The organism is Edaphobacter sp. 4G125 (genome assembly GCF_014274685.1).
Lineage (GTDB): Bacteria > Acidobacteriota > Terriglobia > Terriglobales > Acidobacteriaceae > Edaphobacter.
In genome coordinates, this window is sequence record NZ_CP060393.1 from 2817333 (window position 1) to 2839920 (window position 22588).

Annotated in this window: 21 protein-coding genes; 14 read left to right on the top strand and 7 right to left on the bottom strand. The window is 57.9% G+C overall.

Annotated features, from left to right (window positions below):
• Nucleotides 1-2: 2 nt before the first annotated feature.
• From nuoF to H7846_RS11820, 11 genes are all read left to right on the top strand, one after another.
• Nucleotides 3-1319: an NADH-quinone oxidoreductase subunit NuoF gene (gene nuoF, locus H7846_RS11770; protein WP_186692319.1), complete on the top strand. Its 1317-nt coding sequence runs from the start codon at nucleotides 3-5 to the stop codon at nucleotides 1317-1319.
• A complete protein-coding gene (locus H7846_RS11775; RefSeq protein WP_186692321.1) occupies nucleotides 1319-3706 on the top strand; it encodes a molybdopterin-dependent oxidoreductase in 2388 nt (795 codons plus the stop codon). The genes nuoF and H7846_RS11775 overlap by 1 nt, the downstream gene beginning before the upstream one ends.
• Before the next feature lie 29 nt (nucleotides 3707-3735).
• Nucleotides 3736-4794 carry an NADH-quinone oxidoreductase subunit NuoH gene (gene nuoH / locus H7846_RS11780; protein ID WP_186692323.1) on the top strand — a complete coding sequence of 353 codons (1059 nt, stop codon included), beginning with the start codon at nucleotides 3736-3738 and terminating at the stop codon, nucleotides 4792-4794.
• A gap of 96 nt (nucleotides 4795-4890) precedes the next feature.
• Entirely contained in the window at nucleotides 4891-5397 is a 507-nt protein-coding gene (locus H7846_RS11785; protein WP_186692325.1) for an NADH-quinone oxidoreductase subunit J family protein, read from the top strand.
• A gap of 103 nt (nucleotides 5398-5500) precedes the next feature.
• Complete coding sequence (gene nuoK / locus H7846_RS11790; protein ID WP_186692327.1) at nucleotides 5501-5806, top strand: NADH-quinone oxidoreductase subunit NuoK; 306 nt, start codon at nucleotides 5501-5503, stop codon at nucleotides 5804-5806.
• Between the two features lie 16 nt (nucleotides 5807-5822).
• Nucleotides 5823-7802 (top strand): NADH-quinone oxidoreductase subunit L, encoded by a 1980-nt coding sequence (nuoL, locus tag H7846_RS11795; RefSeq protein ID WP_186692329.1) that lies wholly within the window; start codon nucleotides 5823-5825, stop codon nucleotides 7800-7802.
• A 66-nt stretch (nucleotides 7803-7868) separates the two neighbouring features.
• On the top strand, nucleotides 7869-9467 hold the full coding sequence (locus tag H7846_RS11800) for a complex I subunit 4 family protein (RefSeq protein WP_186692331.1): 1599 nt from the start codon (nucleotides 7869-7871) through the stop codon (nucleotides 9465-9467).
• A complete protein-coding gene (locus H7846_RS11805; protein ID WP_186692333.1) occupies nucleotides 9468-10967 on the top strand; it encodes an NADH-quinone oxidoreductase subunit N in 1500 nt (499 codons plus the stop codon). It abuts the gene before it with no gap.
• Between the two features lie 116 nt (nucleotides 10968-11083).
• Nucleotides 11084-11341, top strand: coding sequence for a YciI family protein (locus H7846_RS11810; RefSeq protein ID WP_255460992.1), 258 nt, complete (start codon nucleotides 11084-11086; stop codon nucleotides 11339-11341).
• Nucleotides 11342-11484: 143 nt separating this feature from the next.
• Nucleotides 11485-11832 (top strand): YciI family protein, encoded by a 348-nt coding sequence (locus H7846_RS11815; protein WP_186692337.1) that lies wholly within the window; start codon nucleotides 11485-11487, stop codon nucleotides 11830-11832.
• A gap of 30 nt (nucleotides 11833-11862) precedes the next feature.
• The gene (locus H7846_RS11820) at nucleotides 11863-13122 is read left to right on the top strand and encodes an RNA polymerase sigma factor (RefSeq protein WP_186692338.1); all 1260 of its coding nucleotides are present in this window, start codon (nucleotides 11863-11865) and stop codon (nucleotides 13120-13122) included.
• A gap of 366 nt (nucleotides 13123-13488) precedes the next feature.
• On the opposite strand, the gene H7846_RS11825 is transcribed toward H7846_RS11820, so the two are convergent.
• From H7846_RS11825 to H7846_RS11840, 4 genes are all read right to left on the bottom strand, one after another.
• The gene (locus H7846_RS11825) at nucleotides 13489-13800 is read right to left on the bottom strand and encodes an ATP synthase F0 subunit C (RefSeq protein WP_162403829.1); all 312 of its coding nucleotides are present in this window, start codon (nucleotides 13798-13800) and stop codon (nucleotides 13489-13491) included.
• A gap of 123 nt (nucleotides 13801-13923) precedes the next feature.
• Nucleotides 13924-14658 carry a F0F1 ATP synthase subunit A gene (atpB, locus tag H7846_RS11830; protein WP_186692339.1) on the bottom strand — a complete coding sequence of 245 codons (735 nt, stop codon included), beginning with the start codon at nucleotides 14656-14658 and terminating at the stop codon, nucleotides 13924-13926.
• Between the two features lie 38 nt (nucleotides 14659-14696).
• The gene (locus H7846_RS11835) at nucleotides 14697-15107 is read right to left on the bottom strand and encodes an ATP synthase subunit I (protein WP_186692340.1); all 411 of its coding nucleotides are present in this window, start codon (nucleotides 15105-15107) and stop codon (nucleotides 14697-14699) included.
• Entirely contained in the window at nucleotides 15104-15340 is a 237-nt protein-coding gene (locus H7846_RS11840) for an AtpZ/AtpI family protein (RefSeq protein WP_186692341.1), read from the bottom strand. The genes H7846_RS11835 and H7846_RS11840 overlap by 4 nt, the downstream gene beginning before the upstream one ends.
• A gap of 92 nt (nucleotides 15341-15432) precedes the next feature.
• Here H7846_RS11840 and H7846_RS11845 point away from each other — a divergent pair, with 92 nt between their 5' ends.
• Together H7846_RS11845 and H7846_RS11850 are read left to right on the top strand one after the other, a co-directional pair.
• A complete protein-coding gene (locus H7846_RS11845) occupies nucleotides 15433-17340 on the top strand; it encodes a lysine--tRNA ligase (protein ID WP_186692342.1) in 1908 nt (635 codons plus the stop codon).
• A gap of 14 nt (nucleotides 17341-17354) precedes the next feature.
• Nucleotides 17355-18242, top strand: a complete 888-nt coding sequence (locus tag H7846_RS11850) for a DUF817 domain-containing protein (RefSeq protein ID WP_186692343.1) — start codon at nucleotides 17355-17357, stop codon at nucleotides 18240-18242.
• Between the two features lie 85 nt (nucleotides 18243-18327).
• On the opposite strand, the gene H7846_RS11855 is transcribed toward H7846_RS11850, so the two are convergent.
• Nucleotides 18328-18705: an RrF2 family transcriptional regulator gene (locus tag H7846_RS11855; protein WP_186692344.1), complete on the bottom strand. Its 378-nt coding sequence runs from the start codon at nucleotides 18703-18705 to the stop codon at nucleotides 18328-18330.
• A 64-nt stretch (nucleotides 18706-18769) separates the two neighbouring features.
• Here H7846_RS11855 and H7846_RS11860 point away from each other — a divergent pair, with 64 nt between their 5' ends.
• Complete coding sequence (locus H7846_RS11860) at nucleotides 18770-19564, top strand: TIGR00282 family metallophosphoesterase (RefSeq protein WP_186692345.1); 795 nt, start codon at nucleotides 18770-18772, stop codon at nucleotides 19562-19564.
• 12 nt (nucleotides 19565-19576) lie between these two features.
• Here H7846_RS11860 and H7846_RS11865 read toward each other — a convergent pair whose 3' ends face one another.
• The gene (locus tag H7846_RS11865) at nucleotides 19577-20092 is read right to left on the bottom strand and encodes a GNAT family N-acetyltransferase (RefSeq protein WP_186692346.1); all 516 of its coding nucleotides are present in this window, start codon (nucleotides 20090-20092) and stop codon (nucleotides 19577-19579) included.
• Between the two features lie 42 nt (nucleotides 20093-20134).
• The gene (locus H7846_RS11870; RefSeq protein ID WP_186692347.1) at nucleotides 20135-22360 is read right to left on the bottom strand and encodes a GH92 family glycosyl hydrolase; all 2226 of its coding nucleotides are present in this window, start codon (nucleotides 22358-22360) and stop codon (nucleotides 20135-20137) included.
• Nucleotides 22361-22588: the final 228 nt, after the last annotated feature.

A 22588-nucleotide genomic window follows, 5' to 3' on the forward strand; every position in this document is an offset into this window, starting at 1 on the left:
CCATGCCGACCCTCGTCTCCCATCCCGATGAAGTGAAAGTCATCAGCCGCCGCTTCGGACAGGGCGCAGCCGATATCGACAAGTACCTCGAGCTCGACGGCTACAAGGCCATCCAGAAAGCAATCGCCGAAGGCCCGGATTGGGTCATCAATACCATGAAGGCTTCCGGCCTTCGCGGACGTGGCGGGGCTGGTTTCCCCACCGGTATGAAGTGGTCCTTCGTACCGAAGCAGTCGGAAAAGCCCAAGTATGTCCTCGTCAATGGCGACGAGTCCGAACCCGGCACCTGCAAAGACCACGTCATCTTCCTGCATGATCCTCATGCGGTCATTGAAGGAACCATGATCGCCGGTCTCGCTATCGGCGCGAAAATGGGTTTTATCTATCTGCGCGGTGAGTACCGTTATCTCCTCAAGATCGTCGAAAAGGCCGTTGCCGACGCTTACTCCCGCGGCTTCCTGGGCAAAAATATCTTCGGTTCGGGAGTCGACTTCGACATCGTGACCCAGTCCGGTGCAGGAGCCTACGAAGTGGGCGAAGAGTCTGCCCTCATGGAGTCCCTCGAAGGCAAGCGTGGTGTTCCCCGCATCAAGCCACCCTTCCCTGCTGTTGTCGGCCTCTACGGTGGCCCTACCGTCATCAATAATGCAGAGACGATCGCCTCCGCTCCGCACATCCTTCTGATGGGTGGCGAGGCATACGCCAAGATTGGCTCCGAGCGCAACGGCGGTACTCGCCTCTTCGGAATCTCCGGTCACGTGGAGCGCCCTGGTGTCTACGAGTTGCCCATGGGCTACAACCTCAAGAAGGCCATCTACGATGTCGCTGGCGGAGTGAAAGACGGCAAGAAACTCAAGGCTGTCGTTCCCGGGGGATCCTCCTGCCCGGTCCTGCTTCCCGAAGAGATCGACGTAGGGCTCGACTTCGACCAGATGGGCAAGGCGGGCACCATGCTCGGCTCTGGCGGCATCGTGGTGCTGGACGAGACCGTTTCAATCGTCGAGTTTGCCCTGCGCACCATCGCCTTCTATCAGCACGAGTCCTGCGGTTGGTGCATCCCCTGCCGCGAGGGCACAGACTGGATCAAGAAGACCCTCACCCGTGTCTATAACGGCGGCGGTTCGAAGAAGGACGTAGCCAACGTTCAGTACCTTGCCGAAAACATGATGGGCCGTACCTTCTGCCCACTCGGCGATGCTGCTGCTATGCCGACGCTCGGCTTCGTCAAGAAGTTCCGCAAAGAATTCGAAGACTACATTGAAGGCCACAAGGCCGGAACCCCGATCATTACGGTCGAACAGCTCGTGGGAGCGCACTAATGCCAGACGTAACCCTCACCGTAGACGGCAAACAACTCACCGCCCCGGCGGGCACTCTGCTCATCGATGCCTGCAAGGCTGCTGGCATCGAAGTCCCCGCCTTCTGCTACTACCCGGGACTCTCACTTCAAGCCGCCTGCCGCATGTGTGTCGTCCGCATCGAGAAGATGCCCAAGCTCCAGACCGCCTGCACCACACCGGTCGCCGAGGGCATGGTCGTCCAGACCGAGACCCCAGAAATAGCCCAGGCCCGCAAGGCCACCCTTCAGCTCCTTCTCGGCAATCATCCTCTCGACTGCCCTGTCTGCGACGCAGGCGGCGAGTGTGAACTGCAGGACATGACCTTCAAGTACGGCGCAGGTGAGAGCCTCTACGCCGAGGCTAAGAACCACCGCGAAGAGCAGCAGTGGTCACCTGTGGTCTACTTCGACCGTCCCCGCTGCATTCTCTGCTACCGCTGTGTTCGCATGTGCGGCGAAGGCATGGACGTCTTCGCGCTTGGCATCCAGAATCGCGGGTCGTCTGCGGTGATTGCTCCCAACATCCCTGCCCAACTGTCGCCTGATAACCTCGCGCACCTTGACTGCGAGCAGTGCGGCATGTGCATCGATGCCTGCCCTGTCGGCGCTCTGACTTCGGGCACCTATCGGTACAAGACTCGCCCGTGGGAGATGAATCACGTCGCCACCGTCTGCACCCATTGCGGAGACGGCTGCAAGACCACTCTCGGGGTCCGCTCCACGACTGACGGAGCAGAGATCATCCGCGGAGATAATCGCGACAAGAGCGGCATCAACGGTGACTTCCTCTGCAACAAAGGCCGTTACGCTTTCGACTTCGCCAACTCCGCAGACCGCATCACCACGCCGCTTATCCGCCAGTCCAATGGCGAGCTCAAGCCTGTCTCCTGGGAAGAGGCCTTTACCCACACCGGCAAAAAGCTGCGCGAGCTGCGTGATGCCCGCGGTGGCAAGTCCATCGGCGTGATCGGCGGCAATCGCCTCACCAACGAAGAGGCCTACCTGCTGCAGAAGTTCGCCCGGACTGTGCTCGGCACCAACAATATTGATCACCATCGCACCGCCGACTACGTCACCTTCGCCCAGGCGCTCGCAGGCCAGAAGGGCCGTACCGCTTCATGGCGCGATACGCAGAACTTCCCGGCCGTCCTCGTCGTAGGAGGAGATCCCACCAACCAGGCTCCCGGAACAGCGTGGAATCTTCGTACCGACGTCCGCCTGAACAAGGCGCGCCTCTACGTTGCCAACACCGCAGAAATCAAGCTCCGCCGTCAGGCCAAGGCCTTCCTCCAACTCGCTCCCTTTGGCTATGGCACACTTGCTGCCTATCTCGCAGGCGATGCCGCTTCGGCCTCCAACACTGCATCTGACGCAAACGCACTCTCCGACTTCCGCGATGCGGTCAAAGCAGAGGAAAAGCTTCTCATTCTCATCGGTTCAGAGTTCCGTGGAGCCGACCTCAAGCGTCTCATCGACTTCGGCCTCACCATCCCCGGCGCAAAGTTTGCCCTGCTCTCCGACTACGCAAACTCCCGTGGAGCAGCGGACATGGGTCTGCTGCCCGACATGCTCCCCGGCTATACGCCGATTGCGAATCCCGGGCCCTTTGCTGAATACTCCATTCCCACCGAACCCGGCCTCGATATGCTTCAGATCTTTGAAGCGGCCGGCCGCGGCGAGCTCTCGACACTCTATGTCGTCAACTCCAATCCGGTTGCGCGCTATAACGTCGATCCCGCCGCGCTCAAAGACACCTTCGTTGTCGTGCAGGAGATGTTCATGACGGAGACCGCGCAGCTGGCCGATGTCATTCTTCCCGCTGCGAACCTCTATGAGAAGTCGGGTTCCGTCACCAACAGCTATGGCGACCTCCAGCTTGTGCAAAAGGCCGGTGACCGCGCCGGGGTCCGTACTGATTTCGAGATGATCGTTCGTGTTGCTGACAAGATGGGTGCCGATGTCCACGCCCTCGTTCCCTTCGGCAAGAGCACGCCAGGGACCCGAGCCGACATGGGCCAGAGCCGTGGCGCACAGGCAGGCGAGGCCGACCGTCACGCTGTCTGGCTCACCGCGAACAATCTTGAGCCGAAGCTTTCGCCGTTCGATCCCTTTGCCATCCTCGACGAGATCCAACGTCTCGTCCCTGGATACAACTTGCTTCGCCTGCAGCTTCTCAGCGGAAACGACCAGCACCTTGAACCTGCGGCTGCTCCCTCCGCTGCCTCCAATCGCCGCGATCTTGTGCTTCCCTCCGGCGACACTTTATTCACCTCAGGAACCCTGGGCCGCTTCTCGCCCATGCTGAACGATGTGCGGCAGTTTCAGGCCAGTGAACCACTGATCCAGATCCACACCGCAGCCGAATGACACTGAACCAGGAGTAAGAGTAAAAAACCGTGAGCCACCTCACCGACTTCCAGACATTCCTGCTGCTCTCGATCCTCAAGATCGTCGTCGTGCTCGTCATCACCTTGACGGCCGTCGCCTACACGGTTCTTCTCGAGCGCAAGGTTCTCGGCCGTATGCAGAATCGCTGGGGTCCTTCTCGCGTCGGTCCCTTCGGCCTGCTCCAACCTCTCGCCGACGGCATCAAGTTGTTCCTCAAAGAAGACCTCATGCCCATGGCCTCTGAGCGTCCGCTCTTCCTCATCGCTCCCATCATTGCGCTCACCTGCGCGCTCATCTCCATCGCTGTCGTTCCCTTCGGCGCAGTCACCCATGTCGCCGGCGTGGACATGTTCGCCATCTCCGACATCAACATCGGCCTTTTGGTGATCCTCGGCATCACCTCCATCGGCGTCTATGGAATCGCCCTCTCTGGCTGGTCGTCCAACAACAAGTTCGCTCTGCTCGGCTCGTTACGCGCAACTTCACAGGTCATCAGCTACGAGCTTGCTCTCGGCCTCTCGCTGGTTGGCGTTGTCCTTCGCGCCGGTTCGCTTCGCCTTCGTGACATCGTCGACAGCCAGGCTGGACATGGCATGCTCTCCTGGAACCTCTTCGGCGGCTTCCAGTTCGTCGCCTTCTTCATTTACCTCATGGCGGCCTATGCCGAGACCAACCGCGCTCCCTTCGACCTCCCCGAGGCCGAGTCCGAGCTCGTCGCCGGATACCACACCGAGTACTCCTCCATGAAGTTCGCCATGTTCTTCATGGCCGAATACGCCAACATGATCACCGTCGCCTGCGTCGCGACTCTGCTCTTCCTCGGTGGCCCTACCAGTCCCTTCGGAAATCTGCTGCCGACGCCCTCGAACGTGATCATCGCAGCGATTCTTCCGGTCTTCTGGTTCGTCGTCAAAGTCTTCGCGTTTCTCTTGCTTTACATCTGGGTCCGGGCCACGCTGCCTCGCTTCCGTTACGACCAGCTCATGGCTTTTGGCTGGAAGTTTCTGCTTCCAGTCGCGATCCTCAACATTCTTGCTACCAGCCTCGTCCTCGCACTCAAGGGATGAGCCCAACGCTACCTGCTTTACAATCAACAGGTAGCCCGAAAATTCGCGTAGTCTCAATGATTCAAGCGATTCACTGAACCGAATCCGCGGAGCATCATGCAACTGGCACTGTTCATTATCTTTGGTCTGCTCGCCGTCGCCGGAGCCGTCAACTTCCTGCTGCAGCGGCACCCTATCAATTCGGCGCTTTCACTCGTCGTCGTCATGATGTCGCTGGCGGTCCTCTACTGGTCACTCGGAGCCGAGTTCCTCGCCGCTGCCCAGGTCATCGTCTACTCCGGAGCCGTCATGGTGCTCTTCGTTTTTGTCGTCATGTTGTTGAACGCTGGCGAAGAAGAACGCACCCACGGCAGTCGCGCGGCCTATCTCGCTGGAGTTCCCGGAGCGGCAGCCGTCTTCTGTCTGCTGAGCTTCGTCTTCCTCACGAACAGCAAGGCCTTCGGTTCAACCGATATCACCAGCCACCTCACCCACGCGGTCAATAATATCGCTGAGATTTCGCAGGTGCTCTTCAAGGACCTCCTGCTTCCCTTCGAGGTCACCAGCATTCTGATCCTCGTGGCCATCCTTGGAGCCGTCGTGCTCGCGCGAAAGGAGCAGTAATGCACATTCAGATGAACCATTTCGTGCCAGTCTTCACTGCCTTTATCGCCGCCGGCATCTGCATCCGCGCAGCAGTACGCAAACAGAGGAGGGGGAATATAAAATGACCGTCCCGATTTCCTATTACCTGATCCTCGCCGCCATTCTCTTCTGCGTCGGCGTTGCCAGCTTCCTCATCAAGCGCAACATTATCACCATCTTCATGTCGATTGAGCTGATGCTCAACGCCGTAAACCTTACCTTTGTCGCCTTTGCGCACATGTGGCACCAGATCACCGGACAGATCTTCGTCTTCTTCGTCATGGTGGTTGCCGCAGCCGAGGCAGCCGTCGGGCTGGCCATCATTATCGCGATCTTCCGTACCCGCCAGACCCTCAACGTCGACCAGGTCAATTTGCTCAAGAATTAAGGACACGAGACTCGAGATGCCCGCTGACTATCTTTGGCTGATTCCGCTGCTTCCCTTCGCGGGATTCCTCATTAACGGAACCCTGGGCCGCCGCCTTCCCCGCCCGCTCGTCTCTGCCGTCGCGCTTATCCCCACTTTTCTCTCCGCTAGCCTCTGGGTCTGGCTCTGGTTCACCATGAAGGCTGCCGGAGCGCCCGAGTCCATCCACTCCACCATCACGCTCTTCGGCAACTCCTGGATCTCCGTCTCTGGCTTTCATGCTGACTTCGCCTTCACCGTCGACCACCTGACGCTCATCATGCTCGGCGTTGTCACCTGCGTCGGTTTCCTTATTCATCTCTACTCGGTCGGCTACATGGCCCACGAGGAAGGCTACTGGCGCTTCTTCGCCTACCTGAACCTGTTCATGTTCTTCATGCTGGTTCTGGTACTCGCCGCCAACTTCCTGCTCCTCTTCGTTGGATGGGAGGGTGTCGGCCTCGCCTCGTATCTGCTCATCGGCTTCTACTTCAAGAAGGACTCTGCCGCCGACGCCGGCAAAAAGGCCTTCATCGTCAACCGCGTGGGCGACTTTGGCTTCCTGCTGGCGATGTTCCTTCTCATCGCCAACTTTGGTTCGCTCGACTTCGACACCATCTTCACCTCCATCTCGCAACACTCCGAGTGGCAGGGCGGCATCCTCACGGCTATCGCGCTCCTGCTTGTTGTAGGAGCCACCGGTAAGTCCGCGCAGATTCCTCTCTACGTCTGGCTCCCGGACGCCATGGAAGGACCCACCCCAGTCTCGGCCCTCATCCATGCCGCCACCATGGTCACCGCAGGCATCTACATGGTGGCCCGCGCACATGTCATCTTCGACCGCAGCCCGTATGCTTTGGGCGTCGTCGCCATCATCGGAGCCGCCACTGCCATCTTCGCCGCCTGCATCGGTATGGTCCAGCACGACATCAAGCGCGTGCTCGCCTACTCTACCGTTTCGCAGCTCGGCTACATGTTCCTCGCCTGCGGAGTCGGGGCCTACACCGCCGGGATCTTCCACCTCCTCACGCACGCCTTCTTTAAAGCGCTGCTCTTCCTCGCCGCCGGTTCTGTCATTCACGCCCTCTCCGGTGAACAGGACATGCGCAAGATGGGTGGCCTGCGCAAGCGCATTCCCGTCACCTTCTGGACCATGACGATGGGTGTCTTCGCCATCGCTGGAATCCCCCCGCTCGCCGGCTTCTTCTCCAAAGATGAAATCCTCTTCCGCGCCTTCACCAGCCCGAATCCAATCGGAAAGCTTCTCTGGCTCGTCGGCCTCGTCACAGCCGGAATGACTTCGTTCTACATGTTCCGGCTCTGGTTCAAGACCTTCTTCGGCAAGGAGCGCTTCGAAGAGCACCACCGTGACGCTCACCACGGAGACCATGGACACGCGCACGGCGTCCACGAGTCCCCGCTCGTCATGACGCTCCCGCTCATGGTTCTCGCCCTGCTCTCCATCATCGGAGGATGGGTGGGTGTTCCTGCTGCCCTTGGCGGCCACGACGAGATTGGCGAGTTCCTCGCACCTGTCTTCTCCGGCGTTCAGGTCACCGAAGTTGTCAGCCACTCCACCGAACTCGGCCTTGCTGCCGTCTCCGTGCTCGTCGCGCTTCTCGGCCTCTTCATTGCCTACGTGCTCTACTGCAAGAAGCCCGGAACCGCCGCAAGCTACGCGCAGAAATTCCCTGCCCTCTATCGCCTCGTCGAGAACAAGTTCTACGTTGACGAGATCTATCAGGCACTGATCGTCACACCGTTGCTGGTCTTCTCTCGTCTCATCCTGGGCACTCTTGTCGATGGTGGCCTGGTCAACGGCTCTGGCTATGCTGCCGGAGCGTCCGCCCTCGGACTTGGTGCGCTGGTTCGCCGCGTCCAATCCGGAAACATTCGTTCTTATGCTGGCTGGCTTGCTCTGGGAGCAGCCGCCGTCATCGCTGTCATGATCTTCGGCCACACACGCTGGTTGAACTAATTTTGCTTATCATTCCGCACCGCAGCGGAGGAATCTGTTTTTCGCATCAAGTACTAAAAGGAAACGATGAATCTCGATCACAACATCCTGACGATCATCACCTTCACCCCGCTGGTCGGGGCCATCGTCCTCGCACTGTTGCCCGACCGTGACAAGCTTCAGCAGTGGGGAGCACTTATCGTCACTCTGCTGACCTTCTTCTTTACGCTTCACCTTCCCTTCCACTACGACTACAGCGCTCCCGCGGACTCCTTCCAGTTCCAGCAGAACCTCTCCTGGATCACCTCTCCCTCCATCCACTATCACGTCGGCGCCGATGGCCTCTCGCTATGGCTTGTTGTCCTCACCGGCCTTCTCGCTCCGCTCGGCGTTCTCATCTCCTGGCGTGCTATCGACAACCGTCGCCGCCTCTTCTATACCCTCTTCCTGCTCCAGCAAGTCGCGATGCTCGGCATCTTCGTCTCGCTCGATCTCTTCCTCTACTACGCCTTCTGGGAGCTTTCTCTCGTCCCCATGGCGCTGCTGATCGCCACCTTTGGGCGTACCGAAAACCGCCGTCGCGCTGCCATCAAGTTCTTTCTCTACGCCTTTATCCCCTCGGCTATCCTGCTCGTCGGAATGCTCTGGCTCTACGCCCGCACCAGCACCTTCGACTTCCCTCAGCTCGCACAGCTGGCTGCAACCCACAGCATCTCCTCCAATCAAGCTGCTCTCTGGCTTGCCTCCCTGGCCTTCCTTGTAGCCTTTGCGGTCAAAGTTCCGGTCTTCCCGCTGCACGGCTGGCTGTCTGATGCCGTCTCCGAAGCCCCCACTGCCGCAGTCATGGTGATTGCCGGGAAGCTCGGTCTCTACTCGATCCTGCGCTTTTCCTTCGGCATCTTCCCTGCCCAGTCGCACCGCATCGCTCCCCTGATGCTCGCTCTGGGAGCCATCGGCATCGTTTACGGCGCGCTCATCGCTCTCGTCCAGAAAGACCTCAAGCGCCTCGCTGCCTTCGCCACCCTCGGCCACGTCAGCGTTGTCATTCTCGGCATCTTCGCCTTCACTGTCTCCGGTATCGACGGCGGGATCTATCAGATCCTCAACGAGGGCATCGGCGGCGCAGCTCTCTTCATGCTCCTCGGGTTGCTCTACGAGCGCTATCACACCTACGACATGCGCGAGTACGGCGGCCTGGCCTCTCGTCTGCCGTGGATCGTTACCATGTTCGTTCTCACGGCGCTCTCCACCGCAGGCCTCCCCATGCTCAACGGCTTCGTTGGTGAGTTCCTCGTCTTTTCCGGAGCGATGCAGTCTGCTATAGCGCATCATGTCGGCTGGACGGCCTTCGCCACCACCAGCGTCATCCTCACCGCCTCTTACATGCTCTGGATGATTCAACGGGTCTTCTACGGCGATCTCAGCCGCCGCGCCGAGCGCGTGATTCCCTACGACCTCACCTCTCGCGAACACCTGGCCCTCTGGCCGTTGGTCGCGCTCTTCCTCTTCATGGGAATCGCATCGCCTGTCTTCATGCGGGCAATCGACACCGCTGGCTCCCGTATCGCGGCCACGGTCAATCACAGTCAAGCCGTTACCGTAAACTTCGAAGCTTCTTCGAGCAGCGCGACTGCACCTGAGACAGCAACCATGACAACATCCTCTGCGGCGAAAGGAGCCCGATAGATGTCTCCTAACGTCCTTGCTCTTCTGCCCGAGATCATCCTCACCCTCGCCGGGGTCATCATCATGCTGGCGGAACCGCTCTTCCCCGTGGGAGCAACCCGCAAGCCCCTCGGCTGGCTCGCGGTCCTCGGAACTTTCGCCGCTGGTCTTGCCAGCTGGTATCAGCTCGGCTTCGGCACCATCCATGCCTTCTTCGGAACCATTCAGGTGGACGCATTCTCGGTCTTCTTCCATCTACTGATTGCGGCCATTGTTCTGGTCACGCTGCTCAGCTCGATCGACTACTTTGAAGGTCACGCCTCCCACGCAGGCGAATACTTTGCGCTCGTCCTCTTCGGCGCGGTCGGCATGATGCTCATGACCAGCTCCGTCGAGTTGCTCATGGTCTTTGTTGGACTTGAGATCTCCTCCATCTCCACCTACATCATGGCCGGCTTCCGCAAAGGCCAGGCCGCGACCGCCGAGTCCTCCATCAAATACTTCCTGCTTGGATCCTTCGCCACGGCCTTCTTCCTCTACGGAATCGCACTGGCCTTCGGCGCCACCGGCTCCACCCGCATCGACATCATCTCGCACGGCCTCTCGACTACCGCCTCCCCAACCCTGGCTCTGCTCTCCCTTGCCCTCATCATCATCGGCATCGGATTCAAAGTCTCGGCCGCGCCCTTCCATGTCTGGACCCCCGACGTCTACCAGGGCGCACCAGCTCCGGTCGTCGGCCTCATGTCTACGGCTCCAAAGGCTGCCGCCTTCGCTGTCCTGCTCCGTATCCTCTTCTCCGGCTTCCCCACCTACGAGCCGCGCTGGGCCATGCTGATCTGGGTCATTGCTGTGCTCTCCATGTTCATCGGGAATCTGGGCGCTCTGCTTCAGCGCGACGTCAAGCGCATGCTGGCCTATTCTTCCATCGCGCACGCGGGCTATCTGCTGGTCGCCTATACGGCCTTCCCTGCTGACGGCATTGCCTCAGCCTGCTTCTACACCGCCGCTTACGCTGCCATGAACGTCGGCGCCTTTACCGTCATCACCTTGATCGGCGGGTATGACGAACGCGCTCGCACCATCGATGACTACACCGGCCTTGCCCTCAAGCGTCCGGTGCTGGCCGCCGCACTCGGCCTCTTCCTCATCTCGCTGATTGGAATCCCTTTCACCGGAGGGTTCTTCGGTAAGTTCTACGTCTTCACGGCTGCGCTGCATGCAGGTAATGTCTGGCTTGCGGTCTTCGGCCTGCTCAACAGCGGTATCGCCTGCTTCTACTATCTGCGCCTGCTGGCCGCTCTCTACACCCGCCCGCACACGGAAAACGACCGTGTCGACGCCCATGCACCGGTCACAATCCCCGCAGCAATCGCCCTCACCTTTACTGCGGTTGCGACCCTGCTTCTCGGTGTCGCTCCGAACCGCATCCTCGGCCTGGCTCAGAAGAGTGCGGATGTAACGATTCATAGTACTCCGGTCGAACCCGCACAGAACCCCATGACCAGCATCAACCGTTAGAAACGGTAATCCACCAGAAAGACCTCGCCCGCGATATCCTTTCGCTGTAAGAGCGAGGTCTTCTTATGTTTTTCTTTCTTAAACTCATCCCGCCACGCTCATCTTTCGCGGCCGATATGAATCCGCAGGAGCGAGATCTAATGCAGCAGCATGTTGTCCATATCCGGTCGTACTTCGAATCCGGCTCTGTGCTCGCATTTGGACCAGTCCTTGCCCCCGAAGGCTCCTTCGGAATGGCAATCTTGAACGTCCCCGATCTCTCCGCTGCTCAAAACATCCTCGAGACTGATCCCTCCGTCGTCGCCGGACTCAACCGTTTTGAGATCTACCCTATGCATCTAGGCGGAGCGCAAGGAGCCCGCGAAAGTTCTTGAACCGACAACCGAACAGCTCCGTCTCTAAACTTCTACAGTTCCCTTAAGCAAAAAAATCCCTTCCCTGTCCAATTCACCCTCCCTGGGACGACATACCAGTAGCAGGAGATAATCCTGACTACAGACGGAACAGGAGAACAACAATGCAATATCTACTGGCGCTCTACTCGCAGGAAGACGGATGGAAGGCTCTTACCAAGGAGCAGCAGGAACAGGGAGTAGCTGCCTATACAGCCTATGGCGAAGCGCTGCGCAAGGCCGGTGTCTATGTCGGCTCCAACCGGCTGCAGCCGGTCGCTACGGCTACGACCGTGCGTTTGGTTGACGGCAAATCGCAGGTGCTGGACGGCCCTTATATCGATTCGAAAGAGCAGCTTGCCGGCTACTATCTGATCGACGTCCCCGATCTGGACACCGCACTGGCCTGGGCCGCACGTTGCCCCGGAGCTAGCCACGGCATTATCGAAGTTCGTCCCATCTGGGCCTACTAACCACGCTCGAACACAGCAAGGTACCGACCTATGACGAAGACCTCCATCGACGTCGTCATCAACCACGAAGCCCACAGAACGGCCGATATGGTAGCGCGGCGCAGCTACGGCAAGTTGATTGCCTTCCTCGCCGCGCGCACCCGCAACGTCGCCGCCGCCGAAGACGCGCTCTCCGAGGCCTTTGCCTCGGCGCTTGCCGACTGGCCGCGCAACGGTTGTCCTAATAACCCCGAGGCATGGCTCCTGACCGCCGCTCGGCGAAGGCTCATCGATGCTGCACGGCGCCGCAATACCAGTGACGGAGCCGTCCCGCAGCTCCAGCTTCTCTCCGAAGAATTAGAGGTTGCATCCGCACAGACTGAGATTCCCGACCGTCGCCTCGCATTGATGTTTGCCTGTGCACATCCCGCCATCGACGCAGAACTACGCGCTCCACTGATGCTACAAGTCGTAGTCGGTCTGGATGCAAAGACTATCGCCTCGGCCTTTCTCGTCTCTCCCGCGGCGATGAGCAAACGCCTGGTACGCGCCAAGACCAAAATCCACGAAGCAGGAATCCCCTTCCGCATCCCGGAGCCCGAAGAGCTGGCGCCCCGGCTCGACGCCGTCCTCGACTCCATCTACGCCGCCTTCGCCGAGGGCTGGACCGATCCCGGCGGCACTGACATCGCTCGACGCGATCTCACCGAAGAGGCTTTCTTTCTCGCCCGCTTGGTCGTCGAGTTGCTGCCTGCTGAACCGGAACCGTTCGGCCTGCTTGCGCTGATGCTCTATGCCGAGGCTAGGCGCAATGCGCGTCGCAACGCGAGCGGAGCCTACATCCCGCTCACCGGGCAGGACACCACGCAGTGGAATGCTGGCATGATTTACGAAGCGGAAGTGATTCTCCATCATGCCCGCACGTTAAGCATTATTGGGCGCTACCAAATCGAGGCGGCCATCCAGTCCGCGCACATTGCGCGACACCGCAGCGGTCACAATAACTGGCCGGATATCGTGACGCTGTACGACGCGCTGGCAGCCATATCCAACTCACCAGTCGTTGCCATCAACCGCGCACTCGCCATCGCCGAAATCGAAGGTCCACGCGCCGGACTCGACGCTATGCCACGGCTTACGAACGATACCCGTCTCAACCAGTACCAACCCTTCTGGGCAGCGCGCGCAGAACTGCTTTCTCGCATCGGAGCATGCAACAAAGCGCGTGAGGCATACGATATGGCCATCGGACTCGAACGCGATCCAGCCGTTCGCAGCTTTCTCCAGCAGCGCCTTGCGGCATTAACTTAACGTCCTAAGGTCATTGGCTTCTATAAAAATTTGTCGTCCTGAGTGAAACGGCTTCAGCCGTGAGTCGAAGGATCTGGGTTTCAATATCTTGTCAACCCCAAATTCCATACATGTCACACAAAACAAACCATATCCAAGTTGCAGATTTACCCCACCTCACCAGCTAAACTTAAAGCAGTACAAAAGATACGTTTAAATCCACCCCAACCTGCAAGAAAATCTAGTCCGAACTTAAGTTATTTTTCATCAATACTTTGCGCAAAAAAGATAGGGGGGGTCATTACAAAACTATCCCTACCCACTAACCGGATGGTTAAACAAAGAAGGCCCTCGCCGAAGCGAGGACCTTCCAACAACCAGACGAGCTTACGCCTGCACCTTGAGGAAGATGATCACGAAGGTGAACAGCGCGAGCGACTCGATGAAGGCCAGACCGAGAATCAGGAAGATGAAGATTCCGGGGCGGGCGCCAGGGTTACGAGCAAGAGCCTCGGTGGCCGAAGCGGTTGCCTTACCCTGACCGAGACCGCAGAGACCAGCCGCAAGGGCCATGCCCAGACCGGCGGCCAGAGGAACCCACTGCGAAGCGGGCGAGTAGTTTGCTGCGCCCTGCGCAAAAGCCGGCGTTGCGAGCAGCATCGCGGCCAACGACATAAACAGATACTGAAGCTTCTTCATATCAACTCCATCTCCCGTCAGATACGCCACCAGTGGGTGGTTGATGCTCACCGTGCTGGCACCCTCACGCTCGCGGCGTTATTGCTACGGTAGAGAGGGAGTCCCTCCACCGCAAACTCAAGATTAATGATCGTGCGCCACTGCCAGCGACAGATAGATCGCAGCCAGCAGGAAGAACACATACGCCTGTACCACGGCAACGCCCAGGTGCAGTCCCAGGAAGATCAGCGGAATACCGATCGGCACCAGCGAGAAGAACGCCAGGGTTACCAGATCGCCGGCAAACATGTTCGCGTAAAGACGGACCGTCAGCGAAAGCACGCGGGCACAGTGCGAGATGATCTCAATGGGAAACAGCAGAGGATACAGCCACCACACCGGCCCGAGGAACTGCTTGATGTAAGCAACACCGTTCGCGCGCAGGCCATGGTAGTGGTAGTAGAGGAACGTAACCAGAGCGAAGCCCAGCGGCACCACAGCGTTCGCGGTCGGCGACTCAAACCACGGCGAAGCCAGTCCCAGCAGGTTGCTCAGCAGGATGAACAGAAACAGCGCCGTCAGGAAGCTGACGAAGCGTTCATAGCCATGCCCGATGATCGATTCGCCCTGCTCTCTCACGAACGAGTTGGTCATCTCCGCCAGATGCTGGAAGGCCCCCGGCTTCTCAACGCTCAGAGTCACCCGCACCACAAGGAAGTACGCCAGCAGAATCAGAAAGACCAGCAACTCCATCGCAAAGGCATTCGTAATCGGAGCCTGCGGATACTTCGGATGCACATGAAACGCCCCTAGCAACGCGGCGACTGGCGCAGCAAAGTGGGCGTTCAGAAACTTGGTAAACAGAAGCTGAGTCGGCATATAAAAATAAACAGAACAGTTTTAGGATCTAGCAACTCTTAGACAGTCCACGCCTTGACCAGCCTCAGGCCCTCAACTGTGAGTGCGAACACCCCCAAGGCCAGCCCGGCTGCAAGTGCATAAACAGAACCGTTCAGTACCTTAAGGCTAACATACAGAAGCGCTATCGTGGCAGCTAGGCGCAGAAAGAATCCCAGCAGAACCATTCCCATCGGCTTCGCTACCCCGCCCTGGTCCATCCGGGCCATGACCGCACTCATCAGACGCAACCACTCCCACAGCCCTGATGCAGAGATGATCGCCCCTACCGCCAGCAGCGCTGCACTCTGCCATCCCAACTTCCACCACAGCAACAACGCTCCGACCACAGAGATTACCGCCAGCAGCCGTAGCGCCCGCAGGATCGTCTGCCGGAAATCCTGGTCCGAAAAAGTCTCTAACACTCTCACTTATCCCGCCTCAGGTATCGCGATGCCGTCATAAAGATCTGTAGGAATCCCCCGATCGCACCCATCAAAATGCCTACAATTCCAATCCAATTCTGGTGAAAGTGACGGTCCAGCCACGCCCCGATCAGCCATCCGATCACGCAGCCAGCAGGCAGAGCAATCGCCAGCTGAATCATCGACTCAGCCTTTACCAGCTCACCCAGCGCGCCGCCTTTTTTCCCATCCTCAGACATAACGAACACCATTACATCACGATCACGTGCCGCAATCGAACCCGGCTATCGCCGCTATACTGAACAACAACAATCATTCAAGAGGAAATACCTTGCACTTCGAGTCCGAATTCGAGCAGAAGCTCTACCAGCAGCGGCAGGAGAAGCTGCAACAGATCGCCGCGCTAGGCGCCGAAAACGGCCTCAACCCCGCGCAGGCCACTTACCCTAACTCCTTCACGGTCAATGCTCTCGGGTGGGACGAAAAACAAGGTGACCTCATCCCATGGATCAAGCGCCAGTTTGACTCTACGGAATCTCCTGTTTCAGGCGAGCAGCTCGAAGCCGACCACAAACAGGTCGCCATCGCCGGACGCATCATGGCCATCCGCCTCCAGGGCAAGGCCGGATTCGCCCAGCTCCAGCAGGGCGGCCAGCGCCTCCAGATCTACGTCCGCAAAGACGACGTCGGCGAGAACGCCTTTGCCCTTTACAAGCTCCTCGATCTTGGCGACCACATCGGCATCCGCGGCTACCTCATGCGTACCCGCACCGGCGAGCTGACCGTCCACGTCACTTCTGCACCTGAACAGACAGGCCTCGCCTTCCTAGCCAAGGCCATGCTCGCCCTGCCCGACAAGTACCACGGCCTCGAGGACACCGAGCTTCGCTACCGCCAGCGCTATGTCGACCTCTTCATGAACACCGGCCACAGCGCCAAGGCCGACAAGTCAGCGAACTCGGCATCGACCTCTACTGAAAGTGTCAGTCTGAGCGGAGCCGCAGGCGAAGTCGAAGGATCTGCGGTTAGCCCTGCGGTTGAAACCGAAGAAGTCCCCCGCAACGTCCGCGAGGTCTTCGTCAAACGAGCCGCAGTCCTCCGCGCCCTGCGCAAGTTCTTCGACGCCCGCGGCTATCTCGAAGTCGAGACCCCGATGATGCAACAGATCGCCGGCGGAGCTGCCGCGCGCCCCTTCATCACCCATCACAACGAGCTCGACATCGACCTCTTCCTCCGCATTGCGCCTGAGCTCTACCTCAAGCGGCTTGTCGTCGGCGGCCTCGATCGCGTCTACGAGATCAACCGCAACTTCCGCAACGAAGGCGTCAGCACCCGGCACAACCCCGAGTTCACCATGCTCGAGTTCTACCAGGCCTACGCCAACTACCACGACCTGATGGACCTCACCGAAGAGCTCATCAAGTTCGTAGCCATGGAAGTCAACGGAACCACGATCACTCACTTTAACGGCAACGAGATCAACCTCGGCAATTGGACTAAGCTGAGCATGCGCGAAGCAATCATCAAATGGTGGCCCAAGGCTGCGGGCCCCGCTCCGAGGTTGGAAGACTTTGCTGCCGCGAGTTCGCTTGCCGCTCACTTCGAAGAAGCTCACAAAGCGATGGAGGCTTATCGCGCAAAACGCGGAGAGACCATCGACCCTATCTGGATCGAAGGCGAGTCACCCGAGATCCAGGAACCTGCTGATCAGCAAATGATGTTCGAGGCTTGGGGATTAGTTCTCCGTAAATATCCGGACCGCCTCGGCAAGATGATTGCTGACGTATTCGAGCTTCTCGCCGAAAAGCATCTCATCCAACCCACCATCATCTACGACTTCCCCCTGGCCGTCTCGCCGCTCTCGAAGGTCAAACCCGAAGAGCCCGACTGGGTCGAGCGCTTCGAGTTCTACATCGGCGGCTTCGAGGTCGGTAACGCCTTCTCCGAGCTTAACGACCCCGTCGATCAGGACAACCGCTTCCAGCAACAGATCGAACAGAAGGAAAAGGGTGACGAAGAAGCCATGTCCGCCGTCGACGACGACTACGTCCGTGCCCTCGGCTACGGCCTGCCACCGACAGCAGGCGAAGGCATCGGCATCGACCGCCTCACCATGCTACTAACAAACTCCAGCTCTATCCGCGACGTCATTCTCTTCCCTCTCATGCGCCCACGACAAAAGACCGCCGAACAAGTCGCACAGAAGGAAGAGCAACCGCACGGTGAGTCAACCGAATAAATCAACCTTTGTTCATGCTCAGCTACACCAGAACTCGCTTTCACGAAGTTCGATTACGCCTTGAGCATCACGTTCCAACAAGCAGGCTCAACGCTTTTCTCTGGGAGTTCTTCCTCTTCGGATTCAAACAAGCGTGGGCCTGTCTCTTTGGCGGGATCATTCTCGGCCTCGTGTTAGTAACAAAAATCTACTGGCCTCCTCATGCAAGTCTTGCACGATATGACTTCTTGTTTCTTGCTGCACTTTTGGTCCAATTCGTTCTGCTTGCTTTCAGGATGGAAACGATTCGGGAGGCCAAAGTCATATTGGTCTTTCATATTGTGGGTACATTGATGGAGCTTTTTAAAACCTCCGTAGGCTCCTGGACCTATCCCGAACACAACCTCATCCGAATCGGACATATCCCTCTCTTCTCCGGCTTCATGTACTCATCGGTTGGCAGCTATCTGGCCCGAACCACTCGCATTTTAGACATGCGATATACACATTACCCAAATAAAAAGTTCACCCTGGTTTTGGCCGCTCTTATCTACTTAAATTTCTTCACGCATCACTTTCTACCAGATATGCGCGCTTTACTTTTTCTTCTTGTAGCAATTGCCTTTGGACGCACCTGGGTTTATTACCGCCCATATCGAAGGATTCATCGCATGCCTTTGCTATTGGGGTTCTGCCTCGTCGCTTTCTTCATTTGGATAGCTGAAAATGTGGGAACCTTCGCCACCATATGGGTCTACCCTCATCAGCAAAATGGCTGGCATTTCGTCCACTTTGAGAAATATGGTGCTTGGTTTCTCCTTATGATCATCAGCTTTATTCTGGTTTCTTTTGTTCATCCGCCGCGTGCTCCAGTAGAGAAGGAACTCTCGGGCGAATCGCTTCTCTTGGATTCAGAGGCGTGACAGAATCATCCGATCAACTACTAAGTCAACGATATCCAGCAGTGAATATGACCACGTGCATGGGAATTCACCCAAAAGGGCGATGCTATTTCCCCTTCTTCAGCCGCTTCACCACACCGGCCAGCGAGTGGTCGTTCATCGCCTCCACCGCATCTTCCCGCAACTTCTTCAGCAATCCGGTGAGGGCTTTGTCTTCCATTGAGAGCCAGTCCCCTGCCGTGGCCTGGAACACGTCTCCCAGCCCGATCTGCTTGGGAGGCAGCTTGAGCCTTGCTCCACCGTTGGGCCCTTTGCGCTGTTCGATCAGTCCCGCTTTATGGAGCAGCAGAAACGTGCGCCGCACCATCACAGGACTCTCGTGTAGCTCTTCGGCGATCTCAGCCGAGGTCATCCGGCCTTCTGACGCCGCGGCCAGGACTGCCAACACTCTTACACCCAACTGAAACCGCTCGCTGTTTGCCACGCAAGCAAACTAACACAGCAAACGGAGTGGCGTCCCCTGCCCTTCTCCCATGTAGAATTTTGAGGTGAACATCCTTTTCGTCGGCGACGTCTTCGGCTCTGCCGGTCGCCACATCGTACGCGAGCACCTTCCACACGTTCTCGAAACCAACTCCGTCGACCTGCTCGTCATCAATGGCGAGAACGCCGCCGGTGGCTTCGGTATTACCCCCTCCATCGCCGAAGAGATCTTCGATATGGGAGCCCACGTCATCACCACCGGCAACCATATCTGGGACAAGCGCGAGATCTTTGAGTACATGACCGTTCCGGCCGACTCGCACGAGCGCAGCCGACGCATCATCCGCCCCGCCAACTATGCCGTCGGAACACCCGGTTTCGGCTTCTACCAGGGCGAGCTTCCTGATGGACAGCAGTATGCCGTCATGAATCTTCAGGGCCGCGTCTTCATGTCCTCCTGCGACGACCCCTTTCGCAAGGCGGACGAACTTCTCAGCCAGATCACAGCAAAGGTTGTCCTGCTCGACATCCACGCCGAGACCACCAGCGAAAAAGTTGCGCTTGGCTGGTATCTCGATGGTCGCATCACCGCGGTCCTCGGGACTCACACCCACATCCCCACAGCCGATGCTCGCGTTCTTCCTAACGGCACAGCCTTCATCACTGATGTAGGGATGTCCGGCCCCTACGACTCCGTGATTGGCGTCGAGACCGAGCTTGTCCTCAACCGCTTCCTTACAGGAATGCCGGGAAAGTTCGAGGCCGCCAAAGGTAACCCAAAGATGTGCGCTGTCCTCATCGGTTGCGATGGAGCTACGGGCCGCGCGCACTCCATTCAGCAAATCATTTTGGGCGAGTAAGGAGAACTAACCTTACAAGCCCTTTTCCATCATCACGAACTCCAGATCGTCTCGTAGAGGTTTCCCTACTCGTTCATCACCATACGGAAACGGCTCCAGCTCTCCGGTTCTTACATATCCACGGCGCTCGTACCATGCAATCAGCCTCTGCCGGACGTTCACGACGGAGATGCGTATACGTCTGCCGCCTTTTTGCCGTACAGCATTCTCCGAGGCTTCTACCATCTTTCGGCCTAGCTGCTGTCCTTGCTGATCAGGTTGAACTGCCAGCAGCCCCATGTACCAGAGACCATCATGCTTCGGCTCCAGCCAGACCGATCCCAGTAATCTTCCGTTCGTCTCATCCCGATAGATCATCAGCAACGCATCGGAATGCTTCGAGAGGTTCTCCTCCAGGGTCTTCTGACTGATTCGTTCGCCTTCGATGTACTTGCTCTCTACCGTCCATCCAACTCCACCTCGAAAGGCGAGGTTCGTCAACGCAACGATCTCAGGAAAATCCGAAGAAGAAGCAGATTTGAATTCCATGATTTTTTCTCGGTGTTCTCGGACTGCACCAACTCTCCTCAGTTACACAGCAAGAAACGTAAGCTGTTTTGCGCGCATCAACTCAGCATGAGGGATGAAGGAGCTTTTGGAGACACCATCGAGCCTGACCTGGTTGTAGAACGCTCCCGCTTTGTGACTCTTCGCATCGATACGAAGGACGTGGCCTGAAGAGAATCTAATCTCTGCAGAGGGAAACAGCGGTGCTCCCAGCGCCCAATCCGGCTTGCCGGGGCAAAGCGCAAACAGGCCGAGTGAGCTGAGAATGTACCACGCGCTTGTGGCACCGGTGTCTTCGTCGCCAGCAAAGTTGTCTGGAGAATACAGCTCATTGAGGACACGGTGGATCCAGTATTGCGCCCTGTCCCGTCGGCCCGCCGCGGTAAACAGGTAGAGCACGTTGTGGACCGGCTGGTTGGAATGCGCATACTGACCGAAGTCCACAGCAGCCATCTCAGACATCTCGTGAATCTCTTCGCTGTATGTTCCGACATGAAAGACCGGGGCCTGGGTCAGCATCTCTTCGAGGAGCTTCACGCACTCTTCTCTGCCCCCAAACTGCTCCATGAGTCCCTCTGGATCATGGAGGACATTGAAGCGATATTGCCAGGCTCCGCCTTCCACATAGGCTCCGCCCCATGTGTATTGGTCGAAGGGTTCAAGCCATGATCCATCCGCATTGCGGCCGCGAATGAACTTCGTAGAAGGATCGAAAAGCTTTCTCCAGTTCTGCGAGCGCTTCTCAAACATCGCCGCATCCTCAGACATACCGGCTGCACGCGCAACCTGAGCGATGCAGAAATCACCATATGCGAAATCCAGCGTCTGGGCTGCTCCGCCTTCAACCGCGTCGCTGGGGACATAACCCAGCTTCAGATAGTGCTCAATGCCGACGCGACCATAGCCTTTGGAGGGATCGCCTTTTTGTGTCGCGTGCTTTTTCAGGCCAAGATAGGCTGTTTGAAGATCAAATCCAGTCAGCCCCTTGGCTACAGCATCACCGAAGACAGAGTCGATAAGACTGCCGGTCATTGCACCGCGATAGCCGGGGCATGGAAACTGCGGGAACCAGCCGCCTTCCTTGAGAGCGTTGACCCACCCCTCGAGAATCTGCGTCAGTCGTTCTGGATAGAGCAGAGCCATCATCGGGTACCAGGCGTGGTAGTCATCCCAGTAACCGTGGTCAGCGAACAGGACACCTAGTTCGATCTTTCCGTTGTAAGGGCTGCGATGCACGATCTTCCCGGTAGCGTCCTTCTCATGCCACATGCGTGGAAACAGCTTCGTGCGGTACAGGCAGGAATAGAAGGTCCGCAGTTGTGTGTCCGTAGCGCCCTGAAGATGAACACGGCCGAGTGCCTCTTCCCACACTGCTGCCGCTTCATGCGCCAGATCGTCGAAGGTCTTTTCTCCAATCTCTGCGTTGAGGTTCAGCGTCGCCTGATCGGAGGAGATGAAGGAGGTGCCGACACGCAGATGCACGGTATCAACCTTCGAATCCGCGAAGTGGACAACGGCGACACGATGCTTCTGGAACGACTTCATCTCGACTTGTGCGATCGGAGTATCCGACTTGAACACGTAGTAGGTCGCAAAACCGGGCTGAACGCCACCTTCGTTCTGGTGGGTCAGAGCACGAATCAAGTTGTTTGCGGAGTCATGCTCGATCTCTGCGTCGTCCCCGGGCAGATCGAGAAAAACGCCGCGCTGGCCATCGCCCTGAAAGGTGAAGCGCATCGCGGCGCCGTGCTCTGTCGGCGTCAGCTCCAGCCAGCAGCGATAACGCATGAGTTGCACCTTGAGACGGTGCGGAAAGATTTCAAGCTCGTGAGGGCGATAGGAGGAAGCTCGTTTGCCTGGCTCCGGTGCGGCCTCTCCACTGAAAGGGAGTACGGTGGCGTATCCGTAGTCGCCCAGCCAGGGGCTGAGCTGGTGAGTACAGCGAACCCCTTGCAGGCGCTCATCCTGCGGCTGAAAGAACCAGCCGCGCTGATCGTTGGATTGCAATGTCCAGTGCGCCATGCCGAACGGCATAGCGACGATCGGCAAAGTGTTTCCACGAGAGAAGAGTCGTGTGGATGCGGTTCCCTGGAGGGGATTGACGTATTCCACCAAACGAGACGATGAGCTGCCGCGCTTACGCTCCGGCTCTTGTCCAGGCTCAGCCTTGGCTTCTCCAATGCACGATGCGAATGCAGCCGTGCTCCCTAGCTTCAAAAATGTACGCCGATTGAGATCCAGTGTGTCCAAGGCTCCGATTTCTCCTCGTAATGATTTTGCTATAAATCATGCCGATCCATGACATTGGAGACATTGGAACAAAAATGGGCCCGCTACTCCCCCTCCCCTCAAAAATAGCGTAAAGTATTCAATTAACAATAGTTAGGCGTGGACCATCGATCTAGATGATCCAGAATTTCAGGCTTTTGAGGAGTGACCTCTGCAAAGTATTCAACGATATAGGGTTACGAATCCCTG

Bases quoted from the DNA above. Each gene is read 5' to 3' on its own strand.
- H7846_RS11850 (WP_186692343.1), top strand. From the start codon at position 17,355: ATGCTCAGCTACACCAGAACTCGCTTTCACGAAGTTCGATTACGCCTT.
- nuoL (WP_186692329.1), top strand. From the start codon at position 5,823: ATGCCCGCTGACTATCTTTGGCTGATTCCGCTGCTTCCCTTCGCGGGA.
- nuoK (WP_186692327.1), top strand. From the start codon at position 5,501: ATGACCGTCCCGATTTCCTATTACCTGATCCTCGCCGCCATTCTCTTC.
- H7846_RS11815 (WP_186692337.1), top strand. From the start codon at position 11,485: ATGCAATATCTACTGGCGCTCTACTCGCAGGAAGACGGATGGAAGGCT.
- H7846_RS11865 (WP_186692346.1), bottom strand. From the start codon at position 20,092: ATGGAATTCAAATCTGCTTCTTCTTCGGATTTTCCTGAGATCGTTGCG.
- H7846_RS11820 (WP_186692338.1), top strand. From the start codon at position 11,863: ATGACGAAGACCTCCATCGACGTCGTCATCAACCACGAAGCCCACAGA.
- H7846_RS11800 (WP_186692331.1), top strand. From the start codon at position 7,869: ATGAATCTCGATCACAACATCCTGACGATCATCACCTTCACCCCGCTG.
- nuoF (WP_186692319.1), top strand. From the start codon at position 3: ATGCCGACCCTCGTCTCCCATCCCGATGAAGTGAAAGTCATCAGCCGC.
- H7846_RS11825 (WP_162403829.1), bottom strand. From the start codon at position 13,800: ATGAAGAAGCTTCAGTATCTGTTTATGTCGTTGGCCGCGATGCTGCTC.
- H7846_RS11810 (WP_255460992.1), top strand. From the start codon at position 11,084: ATGAATCCGCAGGAGCGAGATCTAATGCAGCAGCATGTTGTCCATATC.
- atpB (WP_186692339.1), bottom strand. From the start codon at position 14,658: ATGCCGACTCAGCTTCTGTTTACCAAGTTTCTGAACGCCCACTTTGCT.
- H7846_RS11785 (WP_186692325.1), top strand. From the start codon at position 4,891: ATGCAACTGGCACTGTTCATTATCTTTGGTCTGCTCGCCGTCGCCGGA.
- H7846_RS11805 (WP_186692333.1), top strand. From the start codon at position 9,468: ATGTCTCCTAACGTCCTTGCTCTTCTGCCCGAGATCATCCTCACCCTC.
- H7846_RS11775 (WP_186692321.1), top strand. From the start codon at position 1,319: ATGCCAGACGTAACCCTCACCGTAGACGGCAAACAACTCACCGCCCCG.
- H7846_RS11840 (WP_186692341.1), bottom strand. From the start codon at position 15,340: ATGTCTGAGGATGGGAAAAAAGGCGGCGCGCTGGGTGAGCTGGTAAAG.